Below are 14,092 nucleotides of genomic sequence, written 5' to 3'. Positions count from 1 at the left end.
ATCAGCCGTCCAGGTCGACCGGCGCGAGCTCGGTGAAGCGGTCGCCCGGCCCCGGGTTGCCCGGCGCGGAGTGACCGCCGAGCTGGTGCACCACGCCCCACACCGCGTTCAGGGCGGTGTGCACGGCGCCCTCGGCCCACCCCGGGGTGAACGAGATGTCGTCGCCGGCGAGGAACAGGCCGCGGTGCTCCGGGGGGAGCGCGTCCTGCACGAAGTGCGTGAACAGGCGCCGCTGGTAGCGGTAGTGGCCGGGCAGGTTCCCGCGGAACGCGCCCATGAAGTGCGGTTCGCGCTCCCACGAGATCGTGATCGGCTCACCCAGGATGTGCGAGGCCACGTCGAGGTCGGGATAGATCTGGCGCAACGAGTGCAGCATGAGGCGCACCCGCTCGTCGGTCGGCAGCGCGAGCCACTTCAGGGCGTCGTCGTTCCAGGTGTAGCTCAGGCACACCACGGCCGGGCGGGTGGCGGCGTCGGGATCGTCGAGACCACCCCCGCCGTCGAGCAGGTAGGTCCCGCGGGTCATCCGGTCGGTGAGCGTGGTGGACAGGACGAACCGGCCCGACGACGGGTCGCGGTCGCGCCAGAACGGCCGGTCCACCAGCACGAACGTCTTCGAGCTCTGCATGTAGTGCGAGCGTTCGAGGGCCATCCAGAGGTCGTGGGAGAACAGCGACTCGTCGGTGTCGATGCCCGCCGAGAGCAGCCACGACTGCACCGTCGAGACGGCCGCCGGGTAGGCCCGCTCGGTGCCCCACCGGTCGAGCACGCCGATCCGCCCGTCCGGTCTCCGGCGCAGGGCCCGCACGGCGGGACGCGGGGACCCGCCGTGCAGCGACTCCAGCGAGGCGCCCGGTGTCCAGTGGTGCAGCTGCGAGGGCGCCCGGCGCCAGAGGGCGAGCGGGACGGACTGGGCGCCGCCGTGGATCCGGACGTGCTGGTCGTCGGCGTCGGTGGCCACGACCCGCAGGATCTCCAACATCGAGTTGGGGAAGTCGGTGTCCCAGCCGCCGGTGCCGAAGCCGACCTGGCCGAACAGCTCCCGGTGGTGGAAGTCGGCGAACGATGGAGAGCGGGCGAGGAAGCCGGAGAAGCTCTCGTCGTCGAGGGCGGGGACCAGACGGTTCCAGATCGACTTGATCGCGCTCGGGGAGCGGGCGGCGATCGCGGCGCGCAGGGCGGGGAGCTCGGCCCCGTCGGCGAGCGCGGTCGCCCACGCCCGGGAGACCTCCCCGAAGACCGGCGGGAGGTCCTCGGCGGTCTCGGCGTAGTGGCTGCGCCCCGCCAGCTCGATCACCGTCGAGGGGGTCTGCGGCGCGAGCGGGTTCGGGAACGGCGAGGTGCGGACGCCGAGGACGCGCAGGTAGTGGCCGAACGCGCGGCCCGAGGCGGGGAAGCGCATGCCGCCCAGGTCGGCCACGGCGTCCGGGGCGCCGGGGAAGGCCTGGGAGCGGAGCCGGCCCCCGATCTCGCCGGCCTCGTAGACGACCGGTCGGAGGCCGAGGCGCATCAGCTCGTAGGCCGCGACCAGCCCCGCCATCCCGGCGCCGATCACCGCGACCTCGGTGCCGAGCGCCGCGTCCGGCACCCGGCCGAGACCCGCCGGGTGGGCGAGGTAGGTGTCGTAGGCGAAGGGGAAGTCCGGCACCAGCATCGACGGCCCGTCGGAGATCACCATGACGGTCCCCGTCGCTCCGCTCGCCCCAGCCGGTACACCTCCGGACGCCGGTCACCGAGGTAGTCGGTGAGCCCCGGGGGTCGCGACACGTCCGCGACGAGCAGCTCCTCGTCCTCGCCCGCGCGGGCGAGCACCGTGCCGTCGGGGCCGACGATCAGGCTGGCGCCGCAGAACGGGTCGCCGCACTGGTTGGCGTAGGCGATCGCCACGCCGTTCTCCATGGCCCGGGCGGGGACGAGGACGCGGGCGACGGCGGGGTCGTCGAGGGCGGTCGGGACGAGGACCGTACGCGCCCCGGCCAGCGCGAGGGACCGGACGACCTCCGGGAACTCGACGTCGTAGCAGATGACGACCGCGCACCGTTCGCCCGCGAGGTCGACGATCAGCGGGGTGCCGTCGCCGGGCGTGAACGCGGCCCGCTCGTCGTCGCCCCAGAGGTGGGTCTTCGTGTAGCGGCCGAGCAGCTCGCCGTCGGGCCCCACGACGGCCGCGGTGACGTGCCCGTCGTGCGGCTCGGAGACGACGAGCGCGACGCCGTGCGCGGCCGCCGCCTCCCGGGCGCGCGGCAGCAGGTCGGGGTCCGGCCCGCCGAAGGGGACGCCGTACCCGGTGGCGAACAGCTCCGGGGTGACCAGGACGTCGGCCCCGGCCGCGGCGGCCCGGGCGACGGCGGCGACGAGCCGCTCCGACCCGGCGTCGGGACCCCGTGCCTGCCAGACCGCGATCCGCATGGCTCCTCCGAGCGTGCTGACGGCTCACCGGCCGGCGGCGAGCACCGCCAGCAGGTCGTACACCACGTGCGCGGCGGCGATGCCGGTGATCTCGGCGTGATCGTAGGCCGGGGCGACCTCCACCACGTCGAAGCCCACGATGTCGAGGCCCTGCAGACCGCGCAGGGTGTGGAGCAGTTCCCGGCTCGTGAGCCCGCCGGCCTCCGGGGTCCCCGTCCCGGGGGCGGCGGCCGGGTCGAGGACGTCGATGTCCACCGACACGTACACCGGGCCACCGTCGAGTCGCCTTCGCAGCCGCTCCACCGCGCGCGCCACACCGTCGGTCTCGTAGTCGTCGGCGCGCACGACCGCGAAGCCGAGCCGGGCGTCGTCGTCGAGGTCCGCGGCGGAGTAGAGCGGACCGCGGATCCCCACGTGCATCGACCGTTCCCGGTCGATGAGCCCCTCCTCGGACGCCCGCCGGAAGGGGGTGCCGTGGGTGTACGGGGCTCCGAAGTAGGTGTCCCAGGTGTCGAGGTGCGCGTCGAAGTGCAGCACCGCGACCGGGCCGTGGAGGGCGTGCAGCGCGCGCAGCGCCGGGAGGGCGAGGGTGTGGTCGCCGCCGAGGCCGACGACGGTCGCGCCGTCCTCGGCGAGCCCCCGGATACCGGTCTCGGCCGCGGCGAGGGCCTCGACGATGTCGAACGGGTTGAGCGCCAGGTCCCCGGCGTCGGCGACCTGCAGCGCCGCGAACGGCGAGGTGCCGACCGCCGGGTGGTACGGCCGCAGCAACCGGGAGGACGCCCGGATGTGGGCCGGCCCGAAGCGGGCGCCCGGCCGGTAGCTCGTCCCCGCGTCGAACGGCAGCCCGACGATCGCGACGTCGGCCCGGGACACCTCGTCGAGCCGGGGGAGACGCGCGAACGTCGGTGGCCCCGCGAAGCGCGGGACCACCTGACCGTCCACGGGCCCGATCATCGACCGGGCGTCCGGCTAGGGCACATCGACGATCTTCGCCTCGCTCGGCACGCCCTTGTCGTCGACGAGGAACAGCATGTACGGGCCGGGCGGCACGATGGTCGCCTCGTTCGGCACCGTCACCGACACCCCGTCCGGGGTCTTCTGCATGTCCAGGGCCACGTCCCGCATGTCCGACGTCGTCACGTGCGTGGCCGACGAGGTGCGGATGAGACGGGCCTTCGCGATGCGGGAGGCGTCCGGGGTCGGGATGGTCACGGTCTGCCCGCGGGTCATCGTCGGCGGGGCCGAGGAGATCGTCGGGCGCGGCGCGCCGGACTCCAGGTACGGCGGTGTGAAGATCTCGATCCGCTGCTCGAACGTGCCGGGGACCGTGTTCTTCTCGTCGTCGAACAGCGGGTCCGAGCCGGCCACGAGCACGCGGCCGTCGGGCAGCAGCAGCGACTCGGTGTGGTAGTCGCGCCCGATCCGCGGGTCGGCCATCGGCGTGAGCTGGTTCGTCGCCGGGTCGAGGGTGTAGGCGAGATGGTTGTTCGTCGCACCCTTGCCGCGGTAGTCCAGCGATCCGTTGGTGATCAGCGTGGTGTCGTCGGGCAGGTTGACCAGGTTCGGGTACCGGGTCGGCTGCGCCAGGTTCGGGCCCGGGGTGAAGTGCGGCGCCGGGTCCTTGAGGTTCAGGAAGTCGATCCGCGCGGAGGAGACCGGGCTCTCACCGACCCCGCCGCCGCCGACGACGGCGAGGCGCTGGTCCTGCACCGGCCCGATCCACGACGAGCCCGAGGTCTCCATGAGCTGCGGGTCGCGCAGCCCGGGGATCGGGGTGAACGCGCCCGTGTTGATGTCCCAGAACCCGGGGGTGCGGCCCTCGGTCGCCGGGCCGTAACCGGCGTTCGAGCCGGTGTAGACGATCTGGCGGGGCTTCTCGGTCTCGAACAGCGCCGGGTAGGTCGGGAAGTACTGGGTGAGCGTGTTCCGGCGGTCGATCCAGGTGTTGGTGCGGGGGTTGAACTCCTCGGAGAGCCCGTTGAGCACCTGCCCGACGCCGTCCAGGCCGGCGACGGTGAGCACGTTGCCGTCGGAGAGCGGGGTGAGCGTCGGGTACCAGCGGGGCTGGTTCATGTCCGGCAGTTGGGTCCACGCCTCGGTCTTCGGGTCGAACGTGTATGCCTTGTTCGTCCCCTGGTAGTCCTGCTTGTCCAGGGTCATCGGCTCGCCGATGCCGTAGACGTTCTTCGAGTCCGCGGCCGGGAGACCCGAGACCGTGTACTTGTCGCGGTTGCCGTTGACCGCCTGCGGTCCGGGGGCCTCCGACTCGACGAAGACCTTCTCCTCGGCCGCCGTGACCTGCGTGCGCCGGCCGACGCCCGCCTTGGTGGCGGGGGGCACGGTGACGTCGAAGTCCGACTTGTACTTCTGCCCGGACGGGGCGACGAACTCCGTCCCGGCCGGCAGGAAGCGCGGCCCGTCGGGGCTCTCGTTCTTGACGCGCATCGCGCCGGCCGCGTTGGTCACGGCGCCGTCGAGCTTCTCGTAGCGCTGCGTCCCGCCGGCGAAGAGCACCCGGCCGTCGGGGAGCACGGTCTGCCCGCCGCAGAACATGTCGTCGGGGACCGGGATCATCCGCGACTGCCCCGTCGTGGGGTCGTAGACGAGGCTCTTGAGGGCCTTCGTCGCGAACATGTCCTCCTTGTTGCCGGACCCGGCGATGAGGAGGACCTTGCCCGTGCTGAGCAGGACCGCGTGGATGGAGTTGACGCGGTTGTCGGGCGGCACCTCGATGGTGTCCCAGTGCCCGTACTGCGCCTTGTAGTCGGGGCTGTTGATCAGCCGCTCGTGCCGCCACTCCTGCACGTAGGAGAACGCCGGGGGCACGTTGACGCCGAGCAGCACGGCAGCGGCGACGGCCACCAGTGCGATCTGCCGGTACCGACGTGTCTTCGCGCGCAAGCCCACCCTCCACGGACCACGAGCCGGGTCGGGCCTGACGACGGGGGAGCGCAGGCCGGGGGCCGACCCGGCGGACGGCCTTGCCTCACGCTAATCGAGTCCGTTTCGTGATCCCGCGACGGGGCCGGGCCGTCGACGACCGGGGTGTGATCATCGACGGACGGCGCTCGTCGCCCGCTCAGACGGCCGGGTCGCGCACGTAGTCGGCGGCGACGAGCGTGGTGCCGTGGAACGAGAGCACCCACGCGCTGCCCTTGCGTGACGGCGGGTCGGACAGCCGGCGGTTGCTCCGCACCCCGGGGCGGGGGCCGGCGTCGGAGTCGGGGTCGGCGGCCAGGTCGCGGACCAGGGCGGGGATGCCGTACCCCTGGGCGCACACCGCCGCGACCCCGTCCCGGCCCGCCAGCTCGAGCAGCCGCTCGCGGGCACGGTGCGGGTCGGCGGCGACGGCCTCGTCGGCGAACGCGTCGTCGACGGCGATCCCGACGCCGAGCCGGTGCGAGGCGGGCTCGAGCGTCTGGATGCAGCGGGTCCGCCCCACGGAGTAGAGGCGTTCCACGCCGTGCGCGGCGAGCAGGTCGCCGAGGCGCCGGGCCTGTTCGCGGCCCGCGTCGACGAGCGGGCGGGCGTCGTCGTCGTGGCTGCCCCGCTTGCCCGCCTTCGCGTGGCGCACCAGCAGCAGCGTCCGCAGCGGGAACGGGGCGTCGGTGAAGTCCGCGAGGACGTCGCGGTCGGAGTCGTAGGTCAGCAGCGGCGCCGCGGCCGCGGGGGCGAGCCAGCGCAGCTCGTCGGTCTCGCCGTTCGGGGTGAAGCTCCCGGCGCCGGCCCGTGCGTCCCAGTAGTCGACGACCTTGCGGTCCTCGCCGACCATGTAGCGCACGGTGGCCACGTGGCGCCCGAGCACGGCGCCGAACCCGGTCTCCTCGGCGATCTCGCGGACCGCGGTCCGTGCCCGGGACTCGCCCTCGTCGACCTTGCCCTTCGGCAGGCTCCAGTCGCCGTGGTGCGGACGGTGCACCACCGCGACCTCGACGCCCCCCGCCGACGCCGGCCGCCAGAGCACGGCACCGGCGGCGTGCACCGCCTTCGGCACCGGCCCGTCGTCGGGCGGCGTCGTCATCGGTCCGGCTCCGCTGCGCTCCGCGTGCCTGCCCTCGGCGTCCCTGCCCTCACGCCTTCCCTTCCCGGCGCAGCAGCAGCTGGGTCTGGTGGTCGCACACCTGGATCCCCTCGGTCCCCTCCCCGGCCGCGACCGGCCACGGCGTCCAGGAGCCGTCCGGGTCGAGGCTCCAGCACCGGGTCGACGGGGCGGTCGCCGAGTCGAGGATCTCGTCGAGCTGGGCGACCAGTCGTGGATCGGTGACCGGCGCCAGCACCTCGACCCGGCGGTCGAGGTTGCGGTGCATGATGTCGGCACTGCCGATCCAGTGCTCGCCCGCCCCCACGAAGTGGAAGATCCGCGAGTGCTCGAGGAAGCGGCCGAGGATGGACCGGACGCGGATGTTCTCCGAGAGCCCGGGCACCCCGGCCCGCAGCGCGCAGATGCCGCGGACGACGAGGTCGATCGGCACACCGGCCAGCGAGGCGCGGTAGAGGGCGTCGATGACCTGCTCGTCGACCAGCCCGTTCACCTTGATCCGGATGCCGGACCGCTTGCCCTTCTGCGCCCGCTTGCGCTCCGCGTCGATCCGCTCGATCAGCCCGCGCCGCACGCCGTAGGGCGCGACGAGCAGGCGGCGGTACTTGCGCCGCCGCGCGTAGCCGGTGAGGACGTTGAACAGGTCGGTGAGGTCCGCGCCGATCGTCTCGTCCGCGGTGAACACGCCGATGTCCTCGTAGAGCCGGGCGGTCTTCGGGTTGTAGTTGCCGGTGCCCAGATGGCAGTAGCGGCGGATCGTCGAGCCCTCCTGGCGCACCACCAGCGCGGCCTTGCAGTGCGTCTTCAGGCCGACGAGCCCGTACACCACGTGCACCCCGGCGCGCTCCAGCGCGCGGGCCCAGTTGATGTTCGCCCGCTCGTCGAACCGCGCCTTGATCTCCACCACGGCGACGACCTGCTTGCCCGCCTCCGCCGCCTCGATCAGCGCCTCGACGATCGGGGAGTCGCCCGAGGTGCGGTAGAGCGTCTGCTTGATCGCGAGGACCTTCGGGTCGTTCGCCGCCTGTTCGATGAAGCGGTGCACGCTCGTGGAGAACGAGTCGTAGGGGTGGTGGACCATCACGTCGCCCTCGCGCAGGGTGGCGAAGACGCTCTTCGGCGTCTCGCCCTCGCTGAACGCGGGGTGCGTCGCCGGGACGAACACCGGGTCCTTCAGCTCGGGGCGGTTGAGCGAGAGCAGCTCCATCAGGCACGAGAGGTCGAGCAGCCCGGGCACCTGGACGACGTCGTGCGGGTCCACGTCGAGCTCGCGCAGCAGCAGCTCGAGCATGTGCTCGCTCATCCGGTCGGTGATCTCGAGGCGGACGGGCGGCCCGAAGCGACGGCGGGCGAGCTCGCGCTCGAGGGCCTGCAGCAGGTCCTCGTCGCGGTCCTCCTCGACGTCGAGGTCGGCGTTGCGGGTCACCCGGAACACGTGGTGCTCGGCGACCTCCATGCCCTCGAAGAGGTGGTCGAGGTGCTCGGCGATGAGGTCCTCGATCGGCAGGAACCAGCAGCGGCGGTCGAGGTTGGTCGAGTCGGCGCCCTCGTCGTCGTCCTCGCCCGGCTCCGGCCCCACCCGGACCAGCCGGGGCACGTTGTTCGGCACCTTGACGCGCGCGAAGTGCTCGACGCCGGTCTGCGGGTCGCGCACCGCGACGGCGAGGTTGAGCGACTGGTTCGAGATGTAGGGGAACGGGTGCGCGGGGTCCACCGCGAGCGGGGTGAGCACCGGGAAGACCTGGGCGTCGAACCACGCGGAGAGCCGCACGCGCGCCTCGGCGCTGACGCGGTCCCACCCGATGACGTGGATGCCGGCCTCCTCGAGGGCCGGCCCGACGTCCTTCTGCCAGATCCGGGCGTGCTTCTCGGCGAGCTCCTGGTTGCGTGCGGCGATTCGGGCGAGCTGCTCGCGCGGGGTCAGGCCGTCGGCGCTGCGCACCGACAGTCCGGTCTCCTCGCGGCGCTTCAGACCGGCCACCCGGACCATGTAGAACTCGTCGAGGTTCGACGCGAAGATCGCCAGGAACTTGGCGCGCTCCAGCAGCGGCTGGCTGGTGTCCTCGGCCAGCGCGAGCACCCGGGCGTTGAACTCCAGCCACGACAGCTCGCGGTTGTCGTAGCGGTCCTCGGGGAGGTCCGCGGGGTCGTCCTCGCCGGTGGCCGGGGTCGCGGCCGCGGGCGCGGCCGGCATGCGGCCGCGCCCCTCGGGCGACCGGGCCGGCGGCGCCGGGGCGGGCGGGGGCGGGCCGGGGTCCGAGATCGGGCCGGCCTCCTCGAGCGTGGTGTCCGTCGAGTCGCTCACCCGGCCCATTCTGACGGGACGCGGCGCCGGACGCCGAGGGTTGCGGGACACGCCACCCGAGTCCGGCGCCTCAGCGTCGTCCCGCGGCGAGGGGGGCGAGGCCCGGCCAGGCCCGCGTCGCGGGGCCGACGCCGAGCGCGCGCACCTCGTCGAGGTCGGCCGGCACGTCGACGTCGTGGCGCAGGCCCGGCCAGTCGCCGCCGAGCGGGACCGCGCCCGCCGCCGCGTGGGCGGCCGCCGACCGCGGCCCGAACCGGGGCAGGAAGCCCGGCCCGGCGAGCAGCAGGGACGTGCCCTCGCCGGTGTGGTCGGCGACGAACGCCGCCGGCGCCGTCCGCAGCGCTTCCCTGCCCGCCGCGAGGGCCGCATCGAGCTCCTCGGGGCGCAGGGCGGGGAGGTCGGCCAGCAGCACGCCCACCGGCCGCCGTCCGAGGTGCTCGAGGCCGGCCGTGATCGCGGCGTGCAGCCCGCCGCCCGGGTCGGCCACGAGCTCGACCCGCGGATCGGTCCCGACGACCGGCGGGTCGGCCGCCGCGGTGAGCCGCGGTTCGGAGGTCACGACGGCGAGCCGACGGACCGACGAGGCGAGGACCGCCGCGAGGGTGTCGGCCGCGAGGGCGAGCGCGAGGTCGGCGTGAGCGGCGCGGTGGTCGACCACCGTGGCGGCCACCGCGGCACTGGCGGCCGCCAGCCGGGTCTTGGCGCGGCGCAGCTCCTTGACCGGGACGACGAGTCCCGCCACCTCGGGGGCCGCCGCGGGACCGCGCTCCGCCATGGTCACCATCGTGGACCCGGCGGGCGGGGGAGGCCACCGGCCGACCCCTCCGGGCGGACGGGGCCGCCGTCGTCGGGCGTCGGGAACCCTCGGGGACGATCGTCTGGACGGCGATCACGGGTCACGACAAACTCCCTCGCAGCGTGCCGGGGGCCGCCCCGGCAGGTCGACGAGGACGTGCGACGAGGAGGCTGGCCCGCGTGGCGATCGCAGACGGTTCCCCGACGGCTCCGGCGCCGGTGACGCGACGACGGCGGGAGCCCGGCGGCCCGTGGGTCTTCCTGGCCGCCGTGGTCTTCTACCCGATGACGTGGCTGCTGGCCCGGCGCCGGATGCAGGGGCTGGAGCACGTGCCCGCCGAGGGCCCGGCCCTGCTGGTCGGCAACCACGTCTCCTACCTCGACCCGGTCTACACGGCGGTCTTCGTGCACCGGGCACGGCGCGTGCCGCGGTTCCTCGCGAAGGACTCGCTGTGGCGTACGCCGGGGTTCGGGCGGGTCATGGCCGGCTCGCGGCAGATCCCGGTCTCGCGCGGGTCCCGGGACGCGGGGACGAGCCTCGCGGCCGCCGAGCGGGCGCTCGCTGACGGCGGCGTCGTGGTGATCTACCCCGAGGGCACGATCACCCGGGACGCGGCGGGGTGGCCGATGGCGGCGCACTCGGGGGCCGCCCGGCTGGCGCTGCTGCACGACGTGCCGGTGATCCCGGTGGTGCACTGGGGGACGCTGTCGGTCTACGACCACTACCGGAAGCGGTTCCGGCCGTCGCCGCTGCGCACCACCATCACGGTGCGCGCCGGGGAGCCGCTGCCGATGGACGACCTGCGGGCCCGGGTCGGCGACCGCCCGCCGGGCGCGCGGCTGATGAAGGAGACGACGGAGCGGATGATGGCCGCGATCGGGGCGCTGCTCGAGGACGTGCGCGGCGAGGTCCGGCCGGCGGGGGACGCGGCGTGAGCCGCTACGCGGTGCTCGGCGCCGGCTCGTGGGGGACCACGTTCGCGAAGGTGCTCGCCGACGCGGGCACCGACGTGACGCTCTGGGCCCGTCGGCAGGAGGTGGCCGACGCGATCGCCACCGACCACGTCAACCCGGAGTACCTCCCCGACATCAAGCTGCCCGCCGCCCTGCGCGCCACGCACGACGCCGAGGCGGCGCTCGACGGGGTCACCACCGTCGTGCTGGCGATCCCCGCGCAGCGGCTGCGGGAGCACCTGGCGGACTGGGCGGACCAGCTGCCGCGCGGTGCGACCGTGGTGAGCCTCGCCAAGGGCGTCGAGATGGGCACGCTCAAGCGCATGAGCGAGGTGATCGCGGACGCCGGACGGGTGGCGCCCGATCGGATCGCGGTGCTCTCGGGGCCGAACCTCGCCGGGGAGATCGCGGCCGAGCAGCCCACCGCCACCGTCGTCGCCTGCACCGACCACGACCGCGCGGTCGCCGTCCAGCACGAGTGCTCGACCGGCTACTTCAAGCCCTACACCAACGTCGACGTCATCGGCTGCGAGCTCGGCGGGGCGTGCAAGAACGTCATCGCGCTGGCCTGCGGCATGGCGTCGGGCCAGGGCTACGGCGACAACACGACGGCCTCGCTCATCACCCGGGGCCTCGCGGAGATCTCGCGCCTGACGGTCGCCCTCGGGGGCCAGGCGATGACGCTGGCCGGCCTCGCCGGAATGGGCGACCTCGTCGCCACCTGCTCCTCGCCGCTCTCCCGCAACCGTCGCTTCGGGGAGTCGCTGGGGCGGGGCATGTCGGTGGCCGAGGCCGAGGAGGCCAACCACGGTCAGGTCGCCGAGGGCGTGAAGTCGTGCGAGGCGATCGGGGAGCTGGCCCGCACCCACGGCGTCGACACCCCGATCGTGGACGCCGTCCGCCGGGTGTGCGCCGGGACGGTGTCGGCGCGTGACGTGGGCGACGAGCTGATCAACCGCTCCCGCAAGCCGGAGTGAGGGGTCCCGCCGCATCGAGTGCGTTTCGTGTCGGGTCGCCCGAGGAAACCCCGGTCTCGTGGACGTGCTGCAGCGCATGGGGCCGCCGCCCCGCGTGACCGCCGAGCGCCCGGTGGTCGCCCTCGAGCGGACCGCCCCGGCGGACCGGGCGAACGCCTCCGCGCTGCGCCGCACCTTCCGCACCTGGCTGCGCGAGTGGGCCGACCCGGACACCGCCGACGACCTGGCGCTCGCCGTCTACGAGGCGCTCGCGAACGTCGTCGACCACGCCTACTCCACGGCCGAGCGTCCCGGTGAGATGCGGCTGTGGGCCGCCGTCTCGCCGCCCCTGTTCGGCGGCCGTGACCTCGTGGTCACCGTCTCCGACGACGGCGCGTGGCGCCGCAGCACGGGGTACGGCTGGCGGGGACGCGGGCTGCCCCTCATGCACACCCTCGCCCGCGCCACCGTCCTCTCGGGCTCCCACGGCACCACGGTGCAGTTGCGGAGCCGGGTCTCCCCGTAGCCGTCAGGCGCGGTCGAGCACGTGCGCCGGCACGGGGGTGTCCGGCGGTAGCGCCGGGCACGTCCGCGGCGCCCCGAGCACGGTGGTCACCGGGACCACCCCGGCCCAGCGGTCGTCGCCCGCGGCGACGAGTTCCGGGTCGCCCGGCGGGCCCTGCCGGACCTTGACGCTGGCCTCGTCGAGGTCCAGTGCGAGCACCGCGGTCGCCGCACTCTCCCGGCGGTCCGGCTGCCTCGCGTGCGCCCACTGGCCGGGGGTCAGGTGCTCGACGATCGCCTCGAGGGCCCGGAGGTGCTCGTCGGGGTCGGTGACCCGCCGGGCGCGGCCGCGGACGACCGCGCTCCGGTAGTTCGCGGAGTGGGCGAACACGGAGCGGGCGAGCACCAGGCCGTCGAGCAGGGTGACGGTGAGGCAGACCTCCCGCTCGAGCGCGAGGGTCGCCGCGCCGCTCGACCCGTGGACGTAGACCACGTCGCCCACGCGGGCGTGCATCGTCGGGAGCACCAGCGGGGCACCGTCGGGGTCGACGACCCCGAGGTGGCAGACCAGCGCCTCGTCGAGGATCGCGTGCAGGGTCGTGGGGTCGGACGCCTGGCGGTCGCGCTTGCGGCGGAGCCGGGTCCGCGGCGTGGGGGAGAGCATGCCGGTGATCGTCGCCCGGCACGGTGGCATGCTGCGAGGGCCACTTCCTCGCCGTCCCGGGAGGCCACTCGTGATCGTCGTGCTCGACCGGTCGGCGTCGACCCCGCTCGCGGTCCAGGTCGCGGACGGGCTGCGCACCGCCGCGCTCGACGGCCGGCTCCGCACGGGCGACCGGGTCCCGGCCACCCGCGTCCTCGCCCGCGAGCTCGGTGTCAGCCGCACCGTCACCGCGGCCGCCTACGACCAGCTCGTCGCCGAGGGGTGGCTCGGCGCCCGCCACGGGTCGGGGACGTTCGTCCTGGCGTCCCCCTCGCCGGGCGGGGGGCACGCGACGCCGGCGCGGGCCGACGTCCCCCCGGCCCCGGCCCCGGTCCCGGCCGGGACCGACCTGCGTCCGGGCGCCCCGTGCCTGGAGGTGCTCGACCCGGCGTCGTGGCGGCGCGCCTGGCGTCGCGCGGGGGACCTCCCGCCGCCCGGGCGGCCCGAGTACGCGGGGGTCCCGGGGTTCCGCGCGGCGGTGGCCGAGCACCTCCTGCGTCCCCGGGGCCTGGTCCGCGCCGACGTGATCGCGACCGCCGGTGCCACCGCCGGGCTCGCCGAGCTGGTCGCCCTGCTGACCCGACGCCTCGGCCGCCCGCTCCGCGCCGGGCTCGAGGACCCGGGCTACCGCCGGGCGGCCGGGGTGTTCCGCGCGGCGGGCGCCGAGGTGACCCCGCTCGCGGTGGACGCCGACGGCCTCGTCGTCGAGACGCTCCCACCCGGTCTCGACCTCGTCTACACGACCCCGGCCCACCAGTACCCGCTCGGCGGCCGGCTGCCCGTGGCGCGTCGCGCGGCGCTGGTCGACCGGGCGCGGGCGGCCGGGGCGTGGGTGGTCGAGGACGACTACGACGGCGAGCTGCGCTACGACGTGGCCCCGCTGCCGGTGCTCGCCGCGCTCGGGCCCGACGTCGTCGTCCACCTCGGGACCGCCGGCAAGATCGCGACGCCGGGCCTCGGCGTCGGGTGGCTCGTCGCGCCGCCCGACCTCGGGGCGGACCTGCTCGCGCAGCGGCGCGCGACCGGCACCCGGCCCGCGCCGGCGGGCCAGCAGGTCTTCGCGGCGTGGGCCCACGACGGCGGGTTGGGCCGGCACCTCGCGCGGCTGCGGCGGGAGCTCGCCGTACGGCGCACGCTGGTGGTCGGCGCGGTGCGGGCAGCAGGCCACACCGTGCTGGGCGACCGGGCGGGCGCGCACCTGGTGGTCCCGCTGGCCTCGGCCGCGGCCGAGCGGACCGTGGTCGCCGCCGCCGGGGAGCGGGGGGTGCTCGTCGACGGCCTGGCCGCGCACCACCTCGACGCCCCGGCCGTGCACGGGGTCCTCGTCGGGTGGGCGGCCCCGACGCGCGCGGAGCTGGCCACGGCGCTCGACCGGCTGCGGGGCGTGCTGGCCGAGGTGGGCGTGGGGCCCGCGTAGGCTCCGG

Annotated in this window: 12 protein-coding genes; 4 read left to right on the top strand and 8 right to left on the bottom strand. The window is 75.0% G+C overall.

The annotated features are described in order from the left end of the window. Position 1: 1 nt before the first annotated feature. From A3CO_RS0124435 to cofC, 7 genes are all read right to left on the bottom strand, one after another. The gene (locus tag A3CO_RS0124435; protein WP_018334890.1) at positions 2–1,678 is read right to left on the bottom strand and encodes a flavin monoamine oxidase family protein; all 1,677 of its coding nucleotides are present in this window, start codon (positions 1,676–1,678) and stop codon (positions 2–4) included. After that, complete coding sequence (locus tag A3CO_RS0124430) at positions 1,672–2,409, bottom strand: nitrilase-related carbon-nitrogen hydrolase (RefSeq protein WP_018334889.1); 738 nt, start codon at positions 2,407–2,409, stop codon at positions 1,672–1,674. The genes A3CO_RS0124435 and A3CO_RS0124430 overlap by 7 nt, the downstream gene beginning before the upstream one ends. 24 nt (positions 2,410–2,433) lie before the next feature. Continuing rightward, positions 2,434–3,366: an agmatinase gene (gene speB, locus A3CO_RS0124425; protein WP_018334888.1), complete on the bottom strand. Its 933-nt coding sequence runs from the start codon at positions 3,364–3,366 to the stop codon at positions 2,434–2,436. Between the two features lie 15 nt (positions 3,367–3,381). After that, complete coding sequence (glxA, locus tag A3CO_RS0124420) at positions 3,382–5,313, bottom strand: radical copper oxidase GlxA (protein WP_026204965.1); 1,932 nt, start codon at positions 5,311–5,313, stop codon at positions 3,382–3,384. 178 nt (positions 5,314–5,491) lie between these two features. Then, positions 5,492–6,433, bottom strand: a complete 942-nt coding sequence (locus tag A3CO_RS0124415; RefSeq protein ID WP_018334886.1) for an NUDIX hydrolase — start codon at positions 6,431–6,433, stop codon at positions 5,492–5,494. A gap of 49 nt (positions 6,434–6,482) precedes the next feature. After that, positions 6,483–8,765, bottom strand: coding sequence for an RNA degradosome polyphosphate kinase (locus tag A3CO_RS0124410; RefSeq protein WP_018334885.1), 2,283 nt, complete (start codon positions 8,763–8,765; stop codon positions 6,483–6,485). A 61-nt stretch (positions 8,766–8,826) separates the two neighbouring features. Then, positions 8,827–9,531, bottom strand: a complete 705-nt coding sequence (cofC, locus tag A3CO_RS39845) for a 2-phospho-L-lactate guanylyltransferase (protein WP_018334884.1) — start codon at positions 9,529–9,531, stop codon at positions 8,827–8,829. A gap of 200 nt (positions 9,532–9,731) precedes the next feature. On the opposite strand from cofC, the gene A3CO_RS0124400 reads away from it, so the two are divergent. The 3 genes from A3CO_RS0124400 to A3CO_RS0124390 are packed head-to-tail and all read left to right on the top strand — an operon-like array spanning position 9,732 to position 11,987. Continuing rightward, complete coding sequence (locus A3CO_RS0124400) at positions 9,732–10,487, top strand: 1-acyl-sn-glycerol-3-phosphate acyltransferase (RefSeq protein ID WP_018334883.1); 756 nt, start codon at positions 9,732–9,734, stop codon at positions 10,485–10,487. Next, the gene (locus A3CO_RS0124395) at positions 10,484–11,482 is read left to right on the top strand and encodes an NAD(P)H-dependent glycerol-3-phosphate dehydrogenase (protein ID WP_018334882.1); all 999 of its coding nucleotides are present in this window, start codon (positions 10,484–10,486) and stop codon (positions 11,480–11,482) included. The genes A3CO_RS0124400 and A3CO_RS0124395 overlap by 4 nt, the downstream gene beginning before the upstream one ends. A 58-nt stretch (positions 11,483–11,540) precedes the next feature. Further along, positions 11,541–11,987, top strand: coding sequence for an ATP-binding protein (locus A3CO_RS0124390; protein ID WP_018334881.1), 447 nt, complete (start codon positions 11,541–11,543; stop codon positions 11,985–11,987). A gap of 3 nt (positions 11,988–11,990) precedes the next feature. Here the strand turns inward: A3CO_RS0124390 and A3CO_RS0124385 are convergent, their stop codons facing one another. Continuing rightward, positions 11,991–12,629, bottom strand: coding sequence for a pyridoxamine 5'-phosphate oxidase family protein (locus A3CO_RS0124385; protein ID WP_026204962.1), 639 nt, complete (start codon positions 12,627–12,629; stop codon positions 11,991–11,993). 79 nt (positions 12,630–12,708) lie between these two features. Here A3CO_RS0124385 and A3CO_RS0124380 point away from each other — a divergent pair, with 79 nt between their 5' ends. After that, positions 12,709–14,085, top strand: a complete 1,377-nt coding sequence (locus tag A3CO_RS0124380; RefSeq protein WP_018334879.1) for an aminotransferase-like domain-containing protein — start codon at positions 12,709–12,711, stop codon at positions 14,083–14,085. Positions 14,086–14,092: the final 7 nt, after the last annotated feature.

Source organism: Actinomycetospora chiangmaiensis DSM 45062, from assembly GCF_000379625.1.
GTDB classification, from domain to species: Bacteria; Actinomycetota; Actinomycetes; order Mycobacteriales; family Pseudonocardiaceae; genus Actinomycetospora; species Actinomycetospora chiangmaiensis.
The sequence above is the reverse complement of the archived record's forward strand: the minus strand, read 5'-3'. Positions and strand labels throughout refer to the sequence as shown.

What these genes read in the sequence shown, in the direction of transcription:
- A3CO_RS0124435 (WP_018334890.1), bottom strand. Translation starts at nt 1,678, where the DNA reads ATGGTGATCTCCGACGGGCCGTCGATGCTGGTGCCGGACTTCCCCTTC.
- A3CO_RS0124430 (WP_018334889.1), bottom strand. Translation starts at nt 2,409, where the DNA reads ATGCGGATCGCGGTCTGGCAGGCACGGGGTCCCGACGCCGGGTCGGAG.
- speB (WP_018334888.1), bottom strand. Translation starts at nt 3,366, where the DNA reads ATGATCGGGCCCGTGGACGGTCAGGTGGTCCCGCGCTTCGCGGGGCCA.
- A3CO_RS0124415 (WP_018334886.1), bottom strand. Translation starts at nt 6,433, where the DNA reads ATGACGACGCCGCCCGACGACGGGCCGGTGCCGAAGGCGGTGCACGCC.
- A3CO_RS0124410 (WP_018334885.1), bottom strand. Translation starts at nt 8,765, where the DNA reads ATGGGCCGGGTGAGCGACTCGACGGACACCACGCTCGAGGAGGCCGGC.
- cofC (WP_018334884.1), bottom strand. Translation starts at nt 9,531, where the DNA reads ATGGCGGAGCGCGGTCCCGCGGCGGCCCCCGAGGTGGCGGGACTCGTC.
- A3CO_RS0124385 (WP_026204962.1), bottom strand. Translation starts at nt 12,629, where the DNA reads ATGCTCTCCCCCACGCCGCGGACCCGGCTCCGCCGCAAGCGCGACCGC.